The sequence below is a fragment of the Rahnella victoriana genome, from assembly GCF_004330295.1.
Taxonomy (GTDB): domain Bacteria; phylum Pseudomonadota; class Gammaproteobacteria; order Enterobacterales; family Enterobacteriaceae; genus Rahnella; species Rahnella victoriana.
On the sequence record NZ_SJOJ01000002.1, the window covers coordinates 111,199 to 129,918 of the forward strand.

An 18,720-nucleotide genomic window follows, 5' to 3' on the forward strand; every position below is an offset into this window, starting at 1 on the left:
GGTTGCAGAACGTAAAAAGGCTCACCGGAGTGAGCCTTGAAAGCCTGTGCGGATCAGCAGGTCAGAGCATATTCGGGCAGGCGACGCCTTTCGCCAGCTGATCAATATTCATCAGCGTGGTTTCTGAAATGCTGGTCAGCGCGTCACTGGTCAGGAACGCCTGATGGCCGGTGAACAGCACGTTGTGGCAGGATGACAGGCGGCGGAATACGTCATCCAGGATCACTTCGTTAGAGTTATCCTCAAAGAATAAATCGCGTTCGTTCTCATAAACATCCATACCCAGCGCACCGATTTTTTGCTTTTTCAGCGCATCAATCGCGGCGGTGGCATCCAGCAGGGCGCCACGGCTGGTGTTCACAATCATCACGCCGTCTTTCATTTTGGAAAACGCTTCGGCGTTGAGCAGATGGTGGTTTTCCGGCGTCAGCGGGCAGTGCAAAGAAATCACGTCGGACTCTGCATACAGCGTATCCAGATCGACATATTCCGCACCGAGTTCCAGCGCCAGCGGGCTTGGATACGGATCAAACGCCAGAATACGCATACCGAAACCTTTCAGGATACGCATGGCCGCCACGCCGATTTTACCGGTACCGATAATGCCTGCGGTGCGCTGATACATATTAAAACCGATCAGACCTTCCAGTGAGAAGTTAGCTTCACGGGTGCGTTGATAAGCGCGATGAATGTGACGGTTAAGACACATCATCATGCCCACGGCATGTTCCGCCACGGCTTCCGGCGAATACGCCGGTACGCGCACCACGGAAATCCCCAGCTCTTTTGCGGCGTCCAGATCGACGTTGTTAAAGCCCGCACAGCGCAGCGCCAGCGTTTTAATGCCGAGTGAGGCCAGTTCCTGCAACACTTCACGGCCACCATCGTCATTGACGAAAAGGCAGACAGCATCTGCTCCCACCGCCGTTTTCGCCGTCTGCGGGGTCAGCAGAAAATCGAAAAATTCCAGTTCATAGCCATAATGCTCGTTGACCAGTTCCAGATATTTCCGGTCGTAATTTTTAGTACTGTAGACAGCCACTTTCATGGTGTTTCTCCGCAGTGAGTTTGAATCTCTGGCGAAACGGCTTCCGCCTGTTTTATAAGGATTAAACAGTTTCAGAAACAATTCGCAATATGCACACAAACTAGCAGAGCGCAGGAAGCCAGACAATTTTTCCTGTGCTATTTGGGCGGGAGGCTCTGGCAATCCCGTCATCAGTTGTTACGCTAATTATGATATCTTGCGGGCGGTTAGACACTTTGGTGAAGCATAAGACAAGGCACGTCATGAGGAACGGACTGAAGAAAAGCGCGCAGATACTCCTGAGTATAGTGGTGATTATTGCGCTGCTGTTGTGGGTGTTATGGAAAACCGTGCCGCGCTGGTTACCGCCGGTCGCCAGCCACTGGTTGCCTGCCGGTACGCAACTGGTGCTGACGGGGTCGCCACACTGGTCGCACGGTGTGTTGCAACTGCCGGGTGTGCGCTATCTGGCGGGTGACTGCACCCTCGCCACGGCGCGCAATGCCCGCCTCAGCAAGGTTTCCGGGCAATGGTCGCTGAAACTCGATGCCCTGAATGTCGATACCGCCTGTCTGGCTCAGTTGCCGAAAAGTGACAGCCAGTCCACGCTTTCCCTCGCGGATATTCAGCACAGGCTGCCTGCCGGTGCGGTCAGTATCGATCATCTTTCCGTCACGCCGTGGCAGCGTTACGCCGGTAAACTGGTGATCAGTAATGCCGGCGGTCAGCAGCATCTTTCCCTCAACGGTGAATCCCTGACACTCGACGCGGTGCTCGACAGCAACCGTCTGCTGGCGATTCATTCGTTCAGCCTGACGCCACCGGGCAGCACACAGCCGGTGACCCTGAGCGGCAAACTGTTGTTGCCCGCGACGCTCGATATGCTGCCGGAATCCGGTGAACTGCACGCGGAAATACAAACCGCTCAGGTGCCGCAACCTCTGGACATCACGCTCAGCTGGCAGGCGACGGAAGGTGTGATAACCCTGACGGAGAAGGGCAGCGAACAGCCGCTTGCCACGCTGCCGTGGAAACTCAACAACAACGAATTACAGATTAGCCAGGGTCAGTGGCGCTGGCCTTATGCCACACAGCCGCTGGCCGGTGGCATCAACCTGACGCTCAGCGACTGGTCGCCTGCGTTTGATCAGACCAGCATCACGGCGCGGCTGAACGTGCTGACGCAGGGGCATAACGGCAAGGCCAATGTGGTGCTGACGCTGGGGCCGGGGCGTATCGGCCTGCTCGACAGCGATTTAGGTTTCCGTCTGACCGGACAGGCCAATTTACAGGCCACTTCCCTGAGTGCGTCACTGCCGGGGCAACTGAGCGGTTCAGTGCTCAATCCGACCCTTTCACTGCGCAGCGGATCGCTGTTGCGGGCGTGGGGCAAACCGACACCTGAACTGACCATCACGGATGCGCGCTGGCCGCTGGCGGGTGTCAGGGTCTCGGCAGAAGGTGTCAGCGGGCCGTTGCAGGCGATCCTCAAAGCCCGTCACCGTTTCTGGGGCGCGTTTGACCTGCATCTGAGCGGTAAATCGCTGGCCTTCTGGCCGGACGTCGGGCTGTGGAATTTCAATTACTGGGGCAACGGCCATCTGCCGCCGCTGAACGGTCGCTGGGACATGTCCGGTAAAGGCCAGTGGCACGATAATCTCATCACCCTTAATTCGCTCTCGACCGGATTCGACCGGCTGCATTACGGGCTGGTGGATGTTGATGCGCCACGCCTGACGCTGGAACATCCGCTGGCGTGGTTGCGTCCGCCCGCGTCACGCTTCAAAAAGCAGTACCCGGAACAGCCGACCGAATTTAAGGGCGACATCCGGCTGGTGGCGAAAAAAATCGCTCTCGCCAACGGCGGTTATCTGCCGCCCGCCACGCTGGCCTTACAACTGAAGGGCATCAGTCCCGACAGCTTCAATATGCGCGGTATGCTCGATGCCAAACCGATTGGCCCGATCCGGCTCAATGGCCGCTGGGACGGCGAACGTCTGCGCGGTGAAGGCTGGTGGCCGAAACAACAACTCACCGCATTCCAGACGCTGCTGACGCCGGATCTGAACATCAAATTACGTGAAGGATCCTTCTACGCGCAGTCGGCATTTTCGGCAGCACGCGAACAGGGCTTCGTGGCCGGTGGTCACTGGGTGGTGAAAAACGGCGGTTTCTGGATGAAAGACGGCGATCTGAGCGGGCTGGATTTCAGTCTGCCGTATCGCTTGCAGGATCAGGTCTGGCAGCTCGGGGTGAAAAAACCGGTCACACTGCGCATTGGTGAAGTGAACAATCTGGTCAAAATGCAGAACGTGACGGCGGATTTACAGGGGCATTATCCGTGGAGCGAGAAGACACCGCTGACGCTGAGTAATCTGGGCGTGGATATGTTGCGCGGGCACCTGAGCCTTTCCGCGCTGCGGATGCCGCAGCACGACGCGGCGGTGCTGAAGTTCGACAAGATCAACCTCAGCGAACTCTTCACGGCGCTGAAACCGAAACAACTGGCGATGTCCGGCGTCGTCTACGGTGAACTGCCGCTGTACGTGGAAAACCCGCAATGGATCATCCATAACGGCTGGATCAAAAATGACGGTGGCCTGACGCTGCGTCTGGATCCGCAATTTGCGGATGCCATGGCCAGCGGCAATTTTGCCAACAACATGGTGATTGGCCTGCTGCGTTATCTGGAAATCAGCCGTTCGGATGCACTGGTGAGCCTGGATAATCTCGGTGTGCTGACCATGAATGCCAAAGTGGACGGGGTGAACTACACCGACACCACGCACGGCGGCGACAAAGTTAAACGTGAAATCGCCCTCAATTATTCCCATGAGGAAAATATCTACCAGCTGTGGCGCAGCTTGCGCTTTGGCGACAATCTTCAGGAATGGCTGCAACAGCAGATGTCTTTGCCTGCTGATGCGCTGTCAAAAACCCCCGCGACATCCGGGCAGAAAAAGGATCCAACAGTGAGGAAGGAACAATGAAACTGCGACTTGCCGGCCCGTGCGTGGCGCTTGGTGTGATGATGCTCAGTGGCTGCGTGCCGCGTATCGAACTGGCCGCGCCGAAAGAGCCGATCACCATCAATATGAACGTGAAAATTGAGCACGAGATCCATATCAAAGTGGATAAAGACGTGGAAAATCTGCTGAAAAATCAGAGCGATTTATTCTAGGAGCGCGTATGTCCGGGATGTTTTTCAACACTATCAGCATAAAAAGAATCAGCCTGATGCTGCTGGCCGGTGGTGTGCTGTTTTGCAGTCAGGCTTTCGCGTTAACGCTCAATGAAGCCAAGCAGCAAGGGCGCGTGGGCGAAACCTTGTCCGGCTATCTGGCACCGCTGAAACAAGACGCCGACAGTGTCGCGCTGGCGACAAAAATTAACGGAGGGCGCAAACAGCAGTACGAACAGGTGGCGCAGGACAATAACGTCAGCACCGACGATGTGGCAAAACTCGCCGGACAAAAGCTGGTCGCCAGAGCCGGGAAGGGCGAATACGTCCGCGGCATAAATGGTAAGTGGTTGCAGAAGTAAAACATTCACCTGAGTCGTATCACTGAATTCATTATCTGGTTTATAAATTGCCAGGTAATGAATAATCAGAGAAGTATATTAAACGCTAAAGTTAATGCCTGAAAAAGGATAAAGTCTTTCATTCAGATCTCTTGCTCGTTTAAAATTTTTATTTTTGTACAATCCGAAAATAGTGACTCTGTGTGCTATTTGTTATTGTGAGGGTCAGAGAATTAAAAAACATATAACCCAAAAGTATGAGTGACCTATAAAAGCCATCCATTCTCCTTAGTGTTAACCTTGCTTTTTTCTACAGATAATTAATTCTCCTTACCGGAGGGTAAGCCTGGTAATACATTTTATTCAGCGAGGCAAAGATGAGTGACTACCTGAACAAATTAATTGATATTGCAAAGAAAGAAGTCGGTGTGACTGAAGATGGTGCTGATAATACCGGCAGCCGAATTGTCGATTACCAGGGGGCGAGCTGGCTTGCCCCGGGAGCCTGGCCGTGGTGCGCCGCATTCACCAGCTGGATAATGCGTCAATGGCTTGAAGATGAAAGCGTGCGAAATGCTTTTGGGATCGGGACATTTTCACAGGCTGAGAAATGGCGTTGTCGTGACGCCAGTGCATTCGGTTGGGATAAATGGGCTGTATCCAAACCTGCTATTCAAATCATTTCGGCAACCAAACCCGCTAAAGCCGGGGATTTTGTTGTCTATGAATTTTCCCATATCGGATTAGTTATTGAAGACCAAAACAAAGTTTCAAACCTGATTAAGACTATTGAAGGAAATACGCATCATAAAAGTAAGCAGGGTATTGCTTCAAAAGACGGTGTCTGGGAGAAAGAACGTTCACCGGGATTAGTCAAAAATTACATCAGACTCCTCAACGAATAGTAAGCACCTTCATATCACTGTGTCTGAATGACTTACCTTACAAAACAACAGAGGTATACATGAGCAAAAATATAATATTTTGTGCAGATGGAACATGGAACGGACCCATGCAAGATGATAATAATGACGGCCTTACAGATATTACTAACGTATATAAATTGTTCCTGGATATTCGTGGTGAACTGGATACCGTTTCTTTAAAACTTAAAGATGAACAGGAAAAAACCACCCGTGATGCTACAGGGGTGATTACGCAAGTTGCTAAATATATTCATGGCGTAGGTGATTCAGAGAATTTTCTCAATAAATTACTGGGTGGTGCTTTAGGGCTTGGGATTGTAGAACGTATTGTTCGCGGCTATACCTTTATCAGCCGTAATTATGTGCCGGGGGATAAAATTTTTCTTGTCGGATTCAGCCGCGGTGCTTATACAGTGAGAGCTCTGGCGGGGTTGATCACGACTTCAGGGCTACTTGATGCCAGCAAATATGATTTATCCGACCGTGACGAAGGCTATCGTCTGGGATGCACGGTATGGAAAACATACCGGGAGGGCTCCGGAAAAGACCAAAGTTGGTTACAGAAAAAGCTCAGGGATCTCCCAGCTTTTTTCAGTAATGAAGTCGAAGCGCAAAAAATGATCACCGGCGTTGAGATCGAGGCGATTGGTGTGTGGGAGACAGTCGGTGCGTTAGGTATCCCTCAATATGACCATGACCGGCGTTTAGATCTCTTCCGCTTCACGGATACCGCGCTGAGTAAAGGTGTAAAATACGGGCGTCAGGCCATTGCGATAGATGAAGAACGCATAGATTTTACACCGGTGTTCTGGGATCTCAGAGAAGGGGTTTTCCAGGCTCTTTTTTCCGGGGTTCATGCGGATGTCGGCGGAGGCTATGCGGCATTAAATCAGGGGAACGGACTTTCTGACTGCGCCTATATTTGGATGAGAAATGAATTGATCCACTTAGGTCTAAACGTCAAGGTTAAACAATATTCTGCTGATTTCCGGGGACAAATCCATTGTGAATGGGGTTATAAAGGTATCTACAAAAATGCGCCACGTGGACTCATATCTCCGACTTACGAAGGTATTGCTATTCATCGTTCCGCAGTTCACCGCTTGGGGAGTGAGTCACCGATGCCAGTCTGTTCGCCGGAAAATGGAAACTGGATCAAGCAACTCTATCAACCATCTTCCCTGAGGGCGTTATTAGAAAGTCCGTGGAATATCCCGGGCCATTTTCGTATTGCCGATGACAAACAAGTGTAGGGGTAGATTATGTATGTATTCCTTGCCAATAATATCATCATCGATCACTTTAGGTTCAAAATAATACAATTAATTAAAACTCTTGAGGTTTCAGATATCCCGACAGACAAAAAGTCAAAGTTGGAGATGATCAAAAATAAAGTATTTTTCGAAAGTCCCAGTCTTAATGATCTCTGTTATGCAGAAAAAGACTTGATCGAAATGTGCACGGAAGAGCAGTTAGATGTTCTCTATCGTGAAGAGCGGTGCAGATATGCAAGAATTTTACCTGAGGAATCAAAAAATAATCTCCGATACCTTGATGAATATGTAGGCCGCCATGCCGGGCCAGGAAAGTTTGACAGAAACAATGCATCCCGACTAACGAAAGAGAAAAGTAAGAGAAGTAAATTGCTTTGTGTATGTGGATGGATCCATGAATATTATTATTTTCTTATTGAGAAGGAACGCTTCATCGGAAAGGTGAAGAGAGATCTTTGTACCTTATTGATTATATTGATATGTTTAAGTCTGCTATATTATGCCTTTTTCTCTGCAGCTGAAAAGTCGGCTAATAGTTTTTATCAGAGTGTCTCACTGATTATGGGTATGGCAAGTGCGGGTTATTTTGGTGCAGTGGTGAGTACTGTCAGGCGGTTTCAAAATATGGCCATTATCAGTGCCGATGGAATAGATCGGGAGAGTTTTTTGCTGAAACTGCAGCAGGGAATGTGGGGGATATATCTTTCAGTGATATTGGGGGCAACGTCTCCTTTTGTTCTTTTCCTCTTTCTGAATATTATTTCTGCGGGGGGGCATCTCAATATTATGGGCGTGGAGTTCTTACCTCAGTTTGATAAACCTGTCCCTCCTTGTGCTCTGAAATCTATTTGCAGTGAAGGAAGCGGGTTATTTCATTCGGACAGGCTGGCAGGCCCGCTGGACGTCGCAAAAGTTATCTTCTTCTCTGTCATTTGTGGTTTTTCAGAGAGGCTGGTCCCGGATGTTTTAGACCGGATGAAAACAGAGGTGACCGCAGGTAGCCTGTTGAAAAAACCGGACACTCATAAAGAGGTGAAAACTAACCGGCCTTCATAAGACAAAAAAAAGCGCGCTTTTCAGCGCGCAATAGCGTTATCACAACATCATCTGAGCGGAACGGACAGATTCTTAAGTGAATGGGTGCTCAGATTGTGATGAGGGTCATTATGCCGCAGCCAGTTCTTTGATGGCCGCATCGATGGCTGCTTTCGCATCAGTCTGTGCTTTGGTCGCCACTTCAGGACCGTACGCAATACCTTCCGCGTAAACGAATTCTACGTCGCTCATGCCCAGGAAGCCCAGGAACAGAGACAGGTATGGGGCAACCAGATCGCTCGGGGTGTCTTTATGGATGCCACCGCGGCTGGTCAGAACGATAACGCGTTTGCCTTTCACCAGACCTTCAGGGCCTTTCTCGGTGTATTTGAAGGTCACGCCAGCACGTGCTACCAGATCGAAATAGTTTTTCAGCTGAGTCGGGATGTTGAAGTTGTACATAGGTGCAGCGATGACGATCACGTCATGCGCCTGCAGTTCTTCAATCAGGGTGTTGGACAGCGCCAGTGCTTCTTCCTGACGTGGAGTCAGCGGAGCATCGGATGGACGCAGTGCGCCAACCAGTTCGCCGTCAAGGACAGGGATCGGATCCGCAGCCAGGTCGCGAACGGTCACGGTAGAGCCGCTGTTGGCAGACTGATACTCTGCAACCAGGTAATCGGCCAGTTGGTTAGACTGAGAGAAGTTAGCCAGAATGCTTGATTTCAGGACGAGTACTTTGCTCATGAGTGAGTTCCTTAATTGTGTGGTACATAGGGTGTTGGTTTTTATAACCAGAACGTTCCCCGAATGGAACTTACTTTATTCAGAAAGCTTATGCAGTGATAGCGCAATATTTAGAGACCTATCATCGATTTTTTTGAACAACTTGAAATCCGGTCGCAAAATCACCCGTTTTCAGCATCTTCAATACCTTGTGTTAACATAGACACAAGCAGGCAAGGCGTGAACCTTCCTCATCCCCCATTCAGATTCAGCTGGCGCAGATGATTTGCTCTCCGGCTGACATGCAACAAGGAATTCCGATCGTGAAATCACCGCTCGCGGCATTATCAGCGCAGTTAGACGGGCTGATGCTACGTGACCGGCAACGCCTGCAACGTCGTTTGCAGGGTGCCAGAAAGTTGGATAAACCCGACGCACTCGACGCGTTAAGTGCCGAAATCCAGACTGCTATCACCGAGAGCCTGAAGAAAGTCAGTGCCCGTGAAGCCTCGCGGCCAAAAATCAGCTATCCGGAAAACCTGCCGGTCAGCCAGAAGAAAGACGACATTTATAACGCTATCCGCGATCACCAGGTGGTGATTGTGGCGGGCGAAACCGGCTCCGGTAAAACCACGCAGATCCCGAAAATCTGTATGGAACTCGGACGCGGGATCAAAGGCGTGATTGGTCATACCCAGCCGCGACGTCTGGCGGCGCGTACCGTCGCTAACCGTATCGCCGATGAGCTGGATACCACGCTCGGCAACACTGTCGGTTATAAAGTCCGTTTTAACGATCAGGTCAGTGAAAACACGCTGGTCAAGCTGATGACCGACGGTATTCTGCTGGCGGAAATCCAGCAGGACCGCATGCTGATGCAGTACGACACGCTGATCATCGATGAAGCGCATGAACGCAGTCTGAACATCGACTTTATTCTCGGTTATCTGCGCCAGCTATTGCCGAAACGCCCGGATCTGAAAGTCATCATCACCTCGGCGACGATTGACCCGCAGCGTTTCTCGCGCCATTTCAATAATGCGCCGGTCATTGAAGTCTCCGGCCGGACGTATCCGGTTGACGTGCGCTATCGCCCGATTGTCGATGACGCCGACGATGTGGATCGTGACCAGTTGCAGGCGATTTTCGACGCCGTCGATGAACTGGGTCGCGAAAGCATGGGCGACATCCTGATCTTCATGAGCGGGGAACGTGAAATTCGTGATACCGCGGATGCGCTGAACCGTCTGGATTTGCCGCATACCGAGATTTTGCCGTTGTATGCGCGCCTGTCGAACAGCGAACAGAACCGCGTATTCCAGTCGCATTCCGGCCGTCGTATCGTGCTGGCGACCAACGTCGCCGAAACCTCGCTGACCGTGCCGGGCATTAAATACGTGATTGACCCCGGCACCGCGCGTATCAGCCGTTACAGCTTCCGCACCAAAGTGCAGCGCCTGCCGATCGAGCCGGTGTCTCAGGCGTCGGCCAACCAGCGTAAAGGGCGTTGCGGACGTGTGTCCGAGGGCATCTGTATCCGTCTGTATTCGGAACAGGATTTCCTGTCTCGCCCGGAATTTACCGACCCTGAAATTCTGCGCACCAACCTGGCGTCCGTCATTCTGCAAATGACCTCGCTGGGGCTGGGCGATATCGCCGCATTCCCGTTTGTGGAAGCGCCGGATAAACGCAACATTCAGGACGGCGTGCGTCTGCTCGAAGAACTGAACGCCATCAATAATGCCGTCGATGGCCGTTATACGCTGACACCGCTTGGCCGCCAGCTGGCGCAGTTGCCGGTGGATCCGCGTCTGGCACGCATGGTGCTGGAAGCGCAGAAAAACGGCTGTGTGCGGGAAGTGATGATCATCACCGCCGCGCTGTCGATTCAGGATCCGCGTGAACGACCGATGGACAAACAGCAGGCGTCCGATGAGAAACATCGTCGTTTTGCCGACAAGGATTCTGATTTTCTGGCATTTGTGAACCTTTGGGATCACCTGAAAGTGCAGCAGAAAGAGCTGTCTTCCGCACAGTTCCGCAAGCTGTGCCGCAGTGATTTCCTCAACTATCTGCGCGTTCGCGAGTGGCAGGATATTTACACCCAGCTCCGTCAGGTAGTGAAAGAACTGGGGCTGCCGGTGAACAGCGTCCCGGCGGAGTACCGTGAGGTTCACTGCGCGCTGCTGACCGGTTTACTGTCGCATATCGGCCAGAAAGATGCGGATAAACAGGAATATACCGGGGCGCGTAATGCGCGTTTTGCCGTCTTCCCTGGCTCCGGGTTATTTAAAAAACCGCCAAAATGGGTGATGGTCGCCGAACTGGTGGAAACCAGCCGTTTGTGGGGGCGTATTGCCGCGCGTATCGAACCGGAATGGATCGAGCCGCTGGCGAAGCATCTGGCGAAAAGCAGTTACAGCGAGCCGCACTGGGAAAAAGCACAGGGTGCGGTGATGGCGACGGAAAAGGTCACGTTGTATGGCCTGCCGATCGTGGCCGCGCGTCGGGTGAATTACGGCACGATTGATCCGGTCGTCTCACGCGAGCTGTTCATCCGCCATGCGCTGGTGGAAGGCGACTGGCAAACGCGCCATGCGTTCTTCCGCGCTAACCTGCGTCTGCGTACCGAAGTGGAAGAGCTGGAACATAAATCCCGTCGCCGCGACATTCTGGTCGATGATGAAACCCTGTTCCTGTTCTACGAACAGCGTATCGGGCAGGAAGTGGTGTCGGCACGGCACTTTGATACCTGGTGGAAAACGCAGCCGCAGGACAGCCTGAACTTTGAAAAAAGCATGCTGATCAAAGAGGGCGCGGGCAATATCAGCGCCCATGATTACCCGAATTTCTGGCATCAGGGCAATCTCAAACTGCGCGTGACGTACCAGTTTGAACCGGGGACGGATGCTGACGGCGTGACCGTGCATATTCCGCTGCCGCTGCTCAATCAGGTGAGCGAAGAGGGCTTTGACTGGCAGATCCCGGGGATCCGCCGCGAGCTGATCATGGCGCTGATTAAATCCTTGCCTAAGCCGGTACGTCGTAATTTTGTGCCTGCACCGAATTACGCCGATGCCTTGCTGGGCCGCATCAAACCGTTTGAGATGCCGCTGCTGGATGCCATGGAAAAAGAGCTGCGCAAGATGAGTGGCGTGACGGTGTCACGTGACGACTGGCAGCTGGAACAGGTGCCGGATCATCTCAAAATGACATTCCGCATCGTTGACGATAAAAACAAAACGCTGCGGGAAGGCAAAGATCTGAACGCACTGAAATCCGGCCTGAAAGAGCAGGTGCAGCAGACGCTTTCCGCCGTCGCGGATGACGGCATCGAACAGCGCAACCTGCATGTCTGGAGTTTTGGCACCTTGCCGGAACGTTATGAGCAAAAGCGCGGTGGCTACGAAGTGAAAGCCTATCCGGCGATTGTCGATGAGAAAGACAGTGTGGCAATCCGTCTGTTCGACAGCGAACTCGAACAGCAACAGGCAATGCTCAGCGGGATGCGACGTCTGCTGTTGCTCAATATCCCGTCGCCGGTCAAATATCTGCACGAGAAGTTACCGAACAAAGCCAAGCTGGGGCTGTACTTCAACCCGTATGGCAAAGTGCTGGATCTGATCGACGACTGCATCTCCTGTGGCATTGACAAACTGATCGCTGAATCCGGCGGGCTGGTGTGGCGTGAAGAAGATTTCGCCAGACTGCATGAGCATGTGCGCGCCAATCTGAATGATACGGTGGTGCAAATCGCCATTCAGGTGGAGCAGATCCTGACGACTGTCTTCAGCATCAACAAGCGGCTGAAAGGGCGGATTGATATCACCATGGCGCTGGCGCTTTCTGATATCAAAGCGCAGATGTCCGGCCTGATTTATCGGGGGTTCGTGACGCAAAATGGCTGGAAACGTCTGCCGGATACGCTGCGCTATTTGCAGGCGATTGAACGCCGGATGGACAAACTGGCCATGGATCCGCACCGCGATCGTGCGCAGATGTTGAAAGTGGAAAACATCCAGCAGCAATGGCAGCAGTGGCTGAACAAACTGCCGCCGGTGCGTCAGCAAAGCGAGGACGTGAAGGAAGTCCGCTGGATGATTGAAGAACTGCGCGTCAGCTACTTCGCTCAGCAACTGGGCACGCCGTATCCGATATCGGATAAACGTATTTTGCAGACTATGGAACAGCTGGTTTAACCGGTTCTCAACACGACAAAACCGCCTTATACGCTAAGGCGGTTTTTTTTTTGCTCGCTAACGGTGATTCTGTGGGTTACTGAGCGGGCGCCGTCACCGGGCCGCTGGCGCTGATCACGCCGGAAGACAGGGTATTCAGGGCGTCGCGGATGGCCGGAACGGCCAGTGCGCGGTTATCGGCCAGATACCGGTCCTGCGCGGCAGGTGCGGAACTCTGAATGGCCACCAGAGACCAGCCGTCGGCGTTTTTCAGCAGCAGCGGGGAACCGCTGTCACCAGGCAGCGTATCGCAGCGGTGGGATAACACGCCGGGTTGCGCCCAGCCGGTTACCAGACAATCCTGATGCACATACAAATCATCAAGATGATCTTCCGGATAACCCGCCTGTGTCACTTTTCGGCCTTCCTGTTTCAGTACCGCAGTCAGATCATCACGTGATCCTTCCCATAACGGTAACGGCCTGATAGGTAACGCCAGTTTTTCGTCGGTAAGGCGGATCAGCGCAAAATCGAAGGGTGCGGCTTTTGGCGGCACGATCCAGCCATCGCCATCGGCTTTCAGTTTTTTCCCGAGTTTTGGGTCAACCAGCGTTTGTAACGCGGTGATCTGATAGCGCCATTTCTGATGATGAGAAATAAAACGCAGGGCGATGACTTTGTCTATGTTGCCCGGCGGCGCCAGCACACAATGGCCTGCGGTAAGGGCCAGATGTTTGGAAATCAGGGTGGCGGTGCATAAATTGCCGCTTTCCGTTTCAATCTGACCAATAGCCTGCCACGGCCAGCGGGACGTTGCCGCGACCGGCGTGCGCTGATCATGACCAAAAAAGAGGGCCGTTTTTTCTTTTACGCTGATGGAAGGTGCGTCGGTATCTGCATCATCCGGGGAATCTGCATGAACAAGTGGACTGACGGTAAAACAGAAAAAGCACAAAAATAGCGGTAACGCGATGCGCATAACATTCTGACCTTGAAAACAGGGAGAACCCGAAAACCCGTTATTGTGGAATGATTATAGTCGGTTATCTTTCGTGTTGGATATATTTGTCTGATAACTCAATCTATTGAGCCGATGACGGGCGTCATCGCAGGACATTCAGAAGTAGAAGAACAGGGTGATCAGACCGCAGAGGATCAGGGAACACAGGGTGATTTCGAACAGGTAGCGGCGCAGCATCTTCCATCTGTACCTCAAGATAGAGAACCGGAGAAAAAAACACCCGGCGAACCGGGTGTCAAATCATCAGTCTTGATAATGGTGAGTAGATACGCTCACAAAGACGTCTTGTTTACTTCTTATGCTGCTGGTGTTGCTTTCGCAGCCGGTGCAGCTTTCTTAGCATGTTTCACGTGTTTTTTAGCAGCCTGCGCTTTCTGAGCAACCGGAGCGGCTTTTTTAGCGTGTTTCACGTGTTTTTTAGCAGCCTGCGCTTTCTGAGCAACCGGAGCCGCTTTCTTAGCGTGTTTTACGTGTTTTTTAGCTGCTTGCGCTTTCTGAGCAACAGGTGCTGCTTTCTTAGCGTGTTTTTTGTGTTTCTTAGCCGCTTGCGCTTTCTGAGCGACTTTCTTGTGAGTCTTGTGCTTAGTCACGTGCTTGGCAGCAGGTGCCGGAGCAGCAGTTGTTGCAGCAGCGGCAGGTGCCGGAGTAGCGGTAGTTTCAGCAGCGAACGCGACAGAAGACAGGCCCATTGCAGCGGCTACAACCAGAGCTAATACTTTTTTCATGTTTAATTCCTCAAGAATCTTAGTTTATGTGTCCACCCCACTGCGGGGCCGGTATGGAGAATACTAGGCGCGTTAGATCAGGTTGTCCGTGAGTGATTGGTTTCGGCGTGTAACGGAATGTACAAAGGAGGGGAGGGTAATAAAATCAGGGGATTACGGGTGATTTGGGGGGGCGTCTTTCAGCTTCAGCTTTAACTTCAACTTCAACTTCAACTTCAACTTCAAAACCGTGGGCGTCGGCCCACACCGACCAGAGACCCGGTAACGCGCGGGCCTCTGGACTCCGCGCTTTTTTAACTGCGCGCTATCGCTGGACACTATGTTTCAGATACCACAGTGACAGGCTGGAAATCTTGCCGCTGCGCGGTGCCTTCTCTCGGTCTTCGAGCCACAGGTCTCGAAGCCGCTCCGTTCAGCAAGATTTCTGAATCGCCTCAGGCTTTTTTTAAAAGACAAAATCAGTAAGGTTGCGCAGTAGAAACTTAAGGCCGGTTCCAAAATCACGCCGGACGAGAGGTGGAAAACCGCGCGGTATTTTGCGCGGGTTGTAACCCGATGGGAGGGTACCGCGCAGCGGCGGGATTTTGCGGCTATCACATGACTTTCTGAAACATAGCCTTCAGCGGTAGCGCGCAGTGAAAGAGCCGGAGATTCTTAAGAGGCGCGGCGATAGGCGCCTCTTGAGGCCGGTGTGGGTGGCAACCCGCGGTCTTGACCTTAAGGCTATTCCCTACAAGTATCGCCCTTCCAGATGCGCCCGGAAGAACGCCGGATTGAGTGTCTCGCCGGTGGCGTTTTTCATCAGCTGATCCGTCGTGAACCGGCTGCCGTGCTGCCAGATGTTTTGCTGCAACCACTGGAACAGCGCGGTCAGGTCGCCGCGGACGATGTCATCCTGCAAGGTCGGGATGGCTTTGTTGGCGGTCTGGAATAACTGTGCGGCATACATCGCGCCGAGGGTGTAGGTCGGGAAATAACCGAAGCCGCCGTCGGTCCAGTGAATGTCCTGCATGCAGCCGTCGCGGTAGTTACCGACGGTGTCGATGCCCAGATATTCCTTCATTTTACTGTTCCACAACGCAGGAATGTCGTCGACTTCAATCTCGCCTTCCATCAGGGCTTTTTCGATTTCGTAACGCAGAATGACGTGCGCCGGATAGCTCAGTTCATCGGCGTCAACGCGGATAAAGCCCGGCTGGACGCGCTGGTTCAGCTTCATAAAGTTGCTTTCGTCCAGTCCTTCGCGATGACCGAACTGCTCGATAACCAGCGGATACACCGACTTCAGGAACGGCTCGCTGCAACCCAGTTGCATTTCAAACAGCAGGCTTTGCGATTCGTGTACACCCATGGAACGGGCGTTGGACACCGGCTGGCCGAGCCATTCTTTTGGCAGGTTTTGCTCATAGCGTGCATGACCGGTTTCGTGGATCACCCCCATCATGGCGCTGAGGAATTCCTCTTCGTTGTAACGGGTGGTGATGCGCACATCCTGCGGAACACCGCCGCAGAACGGATGGGCGCTGACATCCAGACGACCAGCGTCGAAATTAAAGCCCAGACGGCCCATCACTTTCAGGCCAAGCTGGCGCTGTTTTTCGATGTCAAATGGGCCTTGCGGCGCGATGCGGGTTTCTGATTTTTGCTTATCGACCACGGTTTGTAACAGGTCCGGCAGCCAGGTTTTCAGGTCACCAAACAACACGTCGAGTTTTTGCGAGGTCATGCCCGGCTCGTATAAATCCAGCAGGGCATCGTAACGGCTGATCCCGGCGGCTTCGGCGCGCAACCGGGCTTCCTGACGGCTCAGTTTCACCACCTCTTTCAGGTTATCCGAGAAACCTTCCCAGTCGTTGGATTTACGCTGAATACGCCACGCTTGCTCGCAACGTGCGCCCGCCAGTGATTTTGCCTGCACCAGACTTTCCGGCAACAGGGCAGCCTGCTGGTAGTGACGGCGCATCTCACGCAGGTTCGCCTGCTCCACGTCATTGAGTTGCTCGCCGCCCGCCTGCTCCAGCCATTCACCGACCTGTTTCGCGGTGAGGATCTGATGAGTCAGCACGCTCAGTTCCGCCAGCGCTTCCGAGCGGGCCTGCCCGCCTTCCGGTGGCATCATGGCCGCCGCATCCCAGCCTGCAATGGCCGATAAATGGCCGAAGCGGGATAAGCGGGCGAAGGTGTCATGTAATTTTTTATATGCGATGGTCATTGTGGCTCCCTTCCTGATTTTCTTGATGAGGCTGTTCTGCAGCCAGATTAAATGTCGGTTTTACCGGCCAGCTGAAACGGATACTTGCCCCGCCGAGCGGGCTGCTGTCCACGGCGACGCGTCCCTGATACGCGACGGCAATGGAATGTACGATCGCCAGCCCCAGCCCGCAGCCGCCGGTGGCGCGGTCTCGGCTCGGGTCAAGGCGGACGAAAGGTTCAAAAATACGCTGGCGTTCTTCCGGCGGAATACCCGGCCCGTCGTCTTCCACCTGCAGACAGGCCAGTTCGCCGTCAAGCCACAGGCTGACGCGCAGGGTTTCCTGCGAATAGCGCAGGCCGTTATTGACCAGGTTATCCAGCACGCGCTCCATCAGACGTAAGTCCACACCGCCGAAATCGCTGTGTTTCGGCGCGTCGTAAAGAAGGGTGCGTTCGGTGATCAGACGGAAATCGTCAACTTTATCTTCCAGCCAGTCGGCCAGATTGACTTTTTCCAGATTCAGCGCCACCTGCGGGCGGTCCAGCCGGGCGTAGGTCAGCAGTTCGTCGATCAGCGCTTCAAGCTGACCGATATCGCGGTTGATGGCGTTTTGTTCCGACTCCGGCAGGTTTTCGCTGATCGCCAGACGGTAACGCAGACGCACCAGCGGCGTGCGCAGTTCATGGGCGATGCCGTCAATCAGCAACTTTTTGCTGGCGACCAGTGTGCTGATGTTATCGGCCATCTGGTTAAAGGCCACGCCCAGCCGGTTCAGGCTGGACGTTGAGTCAAAATCGATACGTTCGTCGAGATGGCCGTTACCGAGGCGCAGCGCGGAATTCTCCAGCCGCAGCAAATCCTGCCAGTGCGGACGCATCCACAGGAAAACCGGCAGGGCGAGGGACAGCCCGATGAAGATCAGCAGGCCCAGATCCAGCAGCCGCATTTCGTGCATATAAAACAGATACGGGATCGGGCCGACCACCAGCACGTAATGGCTGCGCGGCACCCGCTGAATAAAGGTGTACTCGTTATCCAGAGCAATAATTTCGCCGTCTTTAAGACGCTGATCCAGCGCGGGACTCAGTTTGCGTTTACCGAGCGGTTCGATATGCAGTTTGAAAGACAGATTCAGATCCAGCGTATTGATGGTCTTGTTCCAGTCTTTGATCGGGATTTCCCGCAGCTCGCTGCGCATCAGATAGAGCGAACTTTTCATCAGATCGTTCATGGACTGACGGCCGGTGCGTTCTGCGGTGACTTTGTACACCAGCCCGACCAGCATCGCCATCACCAGAAAACAGACCAGCAGTAACAGAAAGAACTGGACGAAAAGTTTTCTCATTCGTGCAGTGACTCCCAGGCGTTAGGGGCGAACAGATAGCCTTTGTTGCGCACGGTCTTGATACGGAAAGGTTCGAGCGTGTTGTCGTAAAGTTTACGGCGCAGGCGCGAGATTGCCACGTCGATGCTGCGATCCAGCCCGTCGTAACTGACGCCACGCAGATTCTTCAGCAAGGCTTCGCGATCCATAATGCGCCCGGCGTGGGTGGCCAGTTCCCACAGCAAATCAAAGTCGGAGGTGGAGAGAACAATGGTTTCATCCACCAGCGTCACTTCGCGGTTAACCGGGTCGATACATAACTGGCCGAAGTGCAGGGCGTTACCGCTTTTCAGCGTCTGAACTGGTTGTTCATTTTGCGCGCCCTGCGCCGGATTCTGGCGCAAGTGCAGACGCAGTCGGGCCAGCAGCACCGCTGGCGGGGTGGTTTTCAGAATGTAATCACTGGCGCCCATTTCCAGCGACAGAATGTGGTTCATGTCGCTGTCGAGCGAAGTCAGCAGCACAATCGGGCCGGGGAAAATCGGGCGTAAATCGCGGCACAGCGTCATGCCGTCTTTGCCCGGTAACATGATATCCAGCAGAACCAGGTCGGGTTTTTCTTTCTCAATGCGCGCCTGCGCGGTATCGCCGCGCGGTTCAACCAGCACATCAATATCATGTTTACCCAGATAGGCGGCAATCAGGTTGCCGACTTCTGCATCATCTTCTACAAAAACGATTTTATTCATTGGCTTGCTGCTGTAAGAA

General features: G+C 53.2%; 15 protein-coding genes. 7 read left to right on the forward strand and 8 right to left on the reverse strand.

The features are described 5' to 3' along the window. Positions 1–61 precede the first annotated feature (61 nt). The gene (locus tag EYY67_RS02340; RefSeq protein ID WP_095921916.1) at positions 62–1,048 is read right to left on the reverse strand and encodes a 2-hydroxyacid dehydrogenase; all 987 of its coding nucleotides are present in this window, start codon (positions 1,046–1,048) and stop codon (positions 62–64) included. 242 nt (positions 1,049–1,290) lie between these two features. On the opposite strand from EYY67_RS02340, the gene EYY67_RS02345 reads away from it, so the two are divergent. The 6 genes from EYY67_RS02345 to EYY67_RS02370 all read left to right on the forward strand — a co-directional run bounded on the left by EYY67_RS02345 (position 1,291) and on the right by EYY67_RS02370 (position 7,805). Beyond that, positions 1,291–4,017 carry a YdbH family protein gene (locus tag EYY67_RS02345; RefSeq protein WP_131692733.1) on the forward strand — a complete coding sequence of 909 codons (2,727 nt, stop codon included), beginning with the start codon at positions 1,291–1,293 and terminating at the stop codon, positions 4,015–4,017. Then, positions 4,014–4,208: a YnbE family lipoprotein gene (locus EYY67_RS02350; RefSeq protein WP_095921918.1), complete on the forward strand. Its 195-nt coding sequence runs from the start codon at positions 4,014–4,016 to the stop codon at positions 4,206–4,208. Before EYY67_RS02345 ends, EYY67_RS02350 begins: the two co-directional genes overlap by 4 nt. An 8-nt stretch (positions 4,209–4,216) precedes the next feature. Next, on the forward strand, positions 4,217–4,570 hold the full coding sequence (locus EYY67_RS02355) for a YdbL family probable chaperone protein (RefSeq protein WP_207391068.1): 354 nt from the start codon (positions 4,217–4,219) through the stop codon (positions 4,568–4,570). A gap of 356 nt (positions 4,571–4,926) precedes the next feature. Then, positions 4,927–5,454: a hypothetical protein gene (locus EYY67_RS02360; protein ID WP_095921919.1), complete on the forward strand. Its 528-nt coding sequence runs from the start codon at positions 4,927–4,929 to the stop codon at positions 5,452–5,454. Between the two features lie 59 nt (positions 5,455–5,513). Then, the gene (locus tag EYY67_RS02365; RefSeq protein WP_095921920.1) at positions 5,514–6,728 is read left to right on the forward strand and encodes a DUF2235 domain-containing protein; all 1,215 of its coding nucleotides are present in this window, start codon (positions 5,514–5,516) and stop codon (positions 6,726–6,728) included. Between the two features lie 9 nt (positions 6,729–6,737). Then, complete coding sequence (locus tag EYY67_RS02370) at positions 6,738–7,805, forward strand: hypothetical protein (protein ID WP_095921921.1); 1,068 nt, start codon at positions 6,738–6,740, stop codon at positions 7,803–7,805. 108 nt (positions 7,806–7,913) lie between these two features. On the opposite strand, the gene EYY67_RS02375 is transcribed toward EYY67_RS02370, so the two are convergent. Beyond that, on the reverse strand, positions 7,914–8,531 hold the full coding sequence (locus EYY67_RS02375; RefSeq protein ID WP_095921922.1) for an FMN-dependent NADH-azoreductase: 618 nt from the start codon (positions 8,529–8,531) through the stop codon (positions 7,914–7,916). 302 nt (positions 8,532–8,833) lie between these two features. Between EYY67_RS02375 and hrpA the strand changes: the two genes are divergently transcribed. Further along, positions 8,834–12,709, forward strand: coding sequence for an ATP-dependent RNA helicase HrpA (gene hrpA, locus EYY67_RS02380; protein ID WP_131692734.1), 3,876 nt, complete (start codon positions 8,834–8,836; stop codon positions 12,707–12,709). 76 nt (positions 12,710–12,785) lie between these two features. Here hrpA and EYY67_RS02385 read toward each other — a convergent pair whose 3' ends face one another. The 6 genes from EYY67_RS02385 to rstA form a co-directional block, all read right to left on the reverse strand. After that, entirely contained in the window at positions 12,786–13,667 is an 882-nt protein-coding gene (locus tag EYY67_RS02385) for a trypsin-like serine peptidase (protein ID WP_095921924.1), read from the reverse strand. Between the two features lie 138 nt (positions 13,668–13,805). Next, entirely contained in the window at positions 13,806–13,904 is a 99-nt protein-coding gene (gene ydgU, locus EYY67_RS24970) for a small membrane protein YdgU (RefSeq protein WP_456300342.1), read from the reverse strand. A gap of 101 nt (positions 13,905–14,005) precedes the next feature. Further along, positions 14,006–14,434 (reverse strand): acid resistance repetitive basic protein Asr, encoded by a 429-nt coding sequence (asr, locus tag EYY67_RS02390; protein WP_095921925.1) that lies wholly within the window; start codon positions 14,432–14,434, stop codon positions 14,006–14,008. A 730-nt stretch (positions 14,435–15,164) separates the two neighbouring features. Then, complete coding sequence (locus EYY67_RS02395) at positions 15,165–16,646, reverse strand: carboxypeptidase M32 (protein ID WP_119827110.1); 1,482 nt, start codon at positions 16,644–16,646, stop codon at positions 15,165–15,167. After that, a complete protein-coding gene (gene rstB / locus EYY67_RS02400) occupies positions 16,630–17,973 on the reverse strand; it encodes a two-component system sensor histidine kinase RstB (protein WP_095921927.1) in 1,344 nt (447 codons plus the stop codon). Before rstB ends, EYY67_RS02395 begins: the two co-directional genes overlap by 17 nt. Next, on the reverse strand, positions 17,970–18,701 hold the full coding sequence (gene rstA / locus EYY67_RS02405; protein WP_095921928.1) for a two-component system response regulator RstA: 732 nt from the start codon (positions 18,699–18,701) through the stop codon (positions 17,970–17,972). The genes rstB and rstA overlap by 4 nt, the downstream gene beginning before the upstream one ends. Between the last annotated feature and the right edge of the window lie 19 nt (positions 18,702–18,720).

What these genes read in the sequence shown, in the direction of transcription:
- EYY67_RS02350 (WP_095921918.1), top strand. Translation starts at nt 4,014, where the DNA reads ATGAAACTGCGACTTGCCGGCCCGTGCGTGGCGCTTGGTGTGATGATG.
- EYY67_RS02345 (WP_131692733.1), top strand. Translation starts at nt 1,291, where the DNA reads ATGAGGAACGGACTGAAGAAAAGCGCGCAGATACTCCTGAGTATAGTG.
- rstA (WP_095921928.1), bottom strand. Translation starts at nt 18,701, where the DNA reads ATGAATAAAATCGTTTTTGTAGAAGATGATGCAGAAGTCGGCAACCTG.
- EYY67_RS02360 (WP_095921919.1), top strand. Translation starts at nt 4,927, where the DNA reads ATGAGTGACTACCTGAACAAATTAATTGATATTGCAAAGAAAGAAGTC.
- asr (WP_095921925.1), bottom strand. Translation starts at nt 14,434, where the DNA reads ATGAAAAAAGTATTAGCTCTGGTTGTAGCCGCTGCAATGGGCCTGTCT.
- EYY67_RS02385 (WP_095921924.1), bottom strand. Translation starts at nt 13,667, where the DNA reads ATGCGCATCGCGTTACCGCTATTTTTGTGCTTTTTCTGTTTTACCGTC.
- EYY67_RS02375 (WP_095921922.1), bottom strand. Translation starts at nt 8,531, where the DNA reads ATGAGCAAAGTACTCGTCCTGAAATCAAGCATTCTGGCTAACTTCTCT.
- rstB (WP_095921927.1), bottom strand. Translation starts at nt 17,973, where the DNA reads ATGAGAAAACTTTTCGTCCAGTTCTTTCTGTTACTGCTGGTCTGTTTT.
- EYY67_RS02355 (WP_207391068.1), top strand. Translation starts at nt 4,217, where the DNA reads ATGTCCGGGATGTTTTTCAACACTATCAGCATAAAAAGAATCAGCCTG.
- EYY67_RS02365 (WP_095921920.1), top strand. Translation starts at nt 5,514, where the DNA reads ATGAGCAAAAATATAATATTTTGTGCAGATGGAACATGGAACGGACCC.
- EYY67_RS02340 (WP_095921916.1), bottom strand. Translation starts at nt 1,048, where the DNA reads ATGAAAGTGGCTGTCTACAGTACTAAAAATTACGACCGGAAATATCTG.
- EYY67_RS02395 (WP_119827110.1), bottom strand. Translation starts at nt 16,646, where the DNA reads ATGACCATCGCATATAAAAAATTACATGACACCTTCGCCCGCTTATCC.
- EYY67_RS02370 (WP_095921921.1), top strand. Translation starts at nt 6,738, where the DNA reads ATGTATGTATTCCTTGCCAATAATATCATCATCGATCACTTTAGGTTC.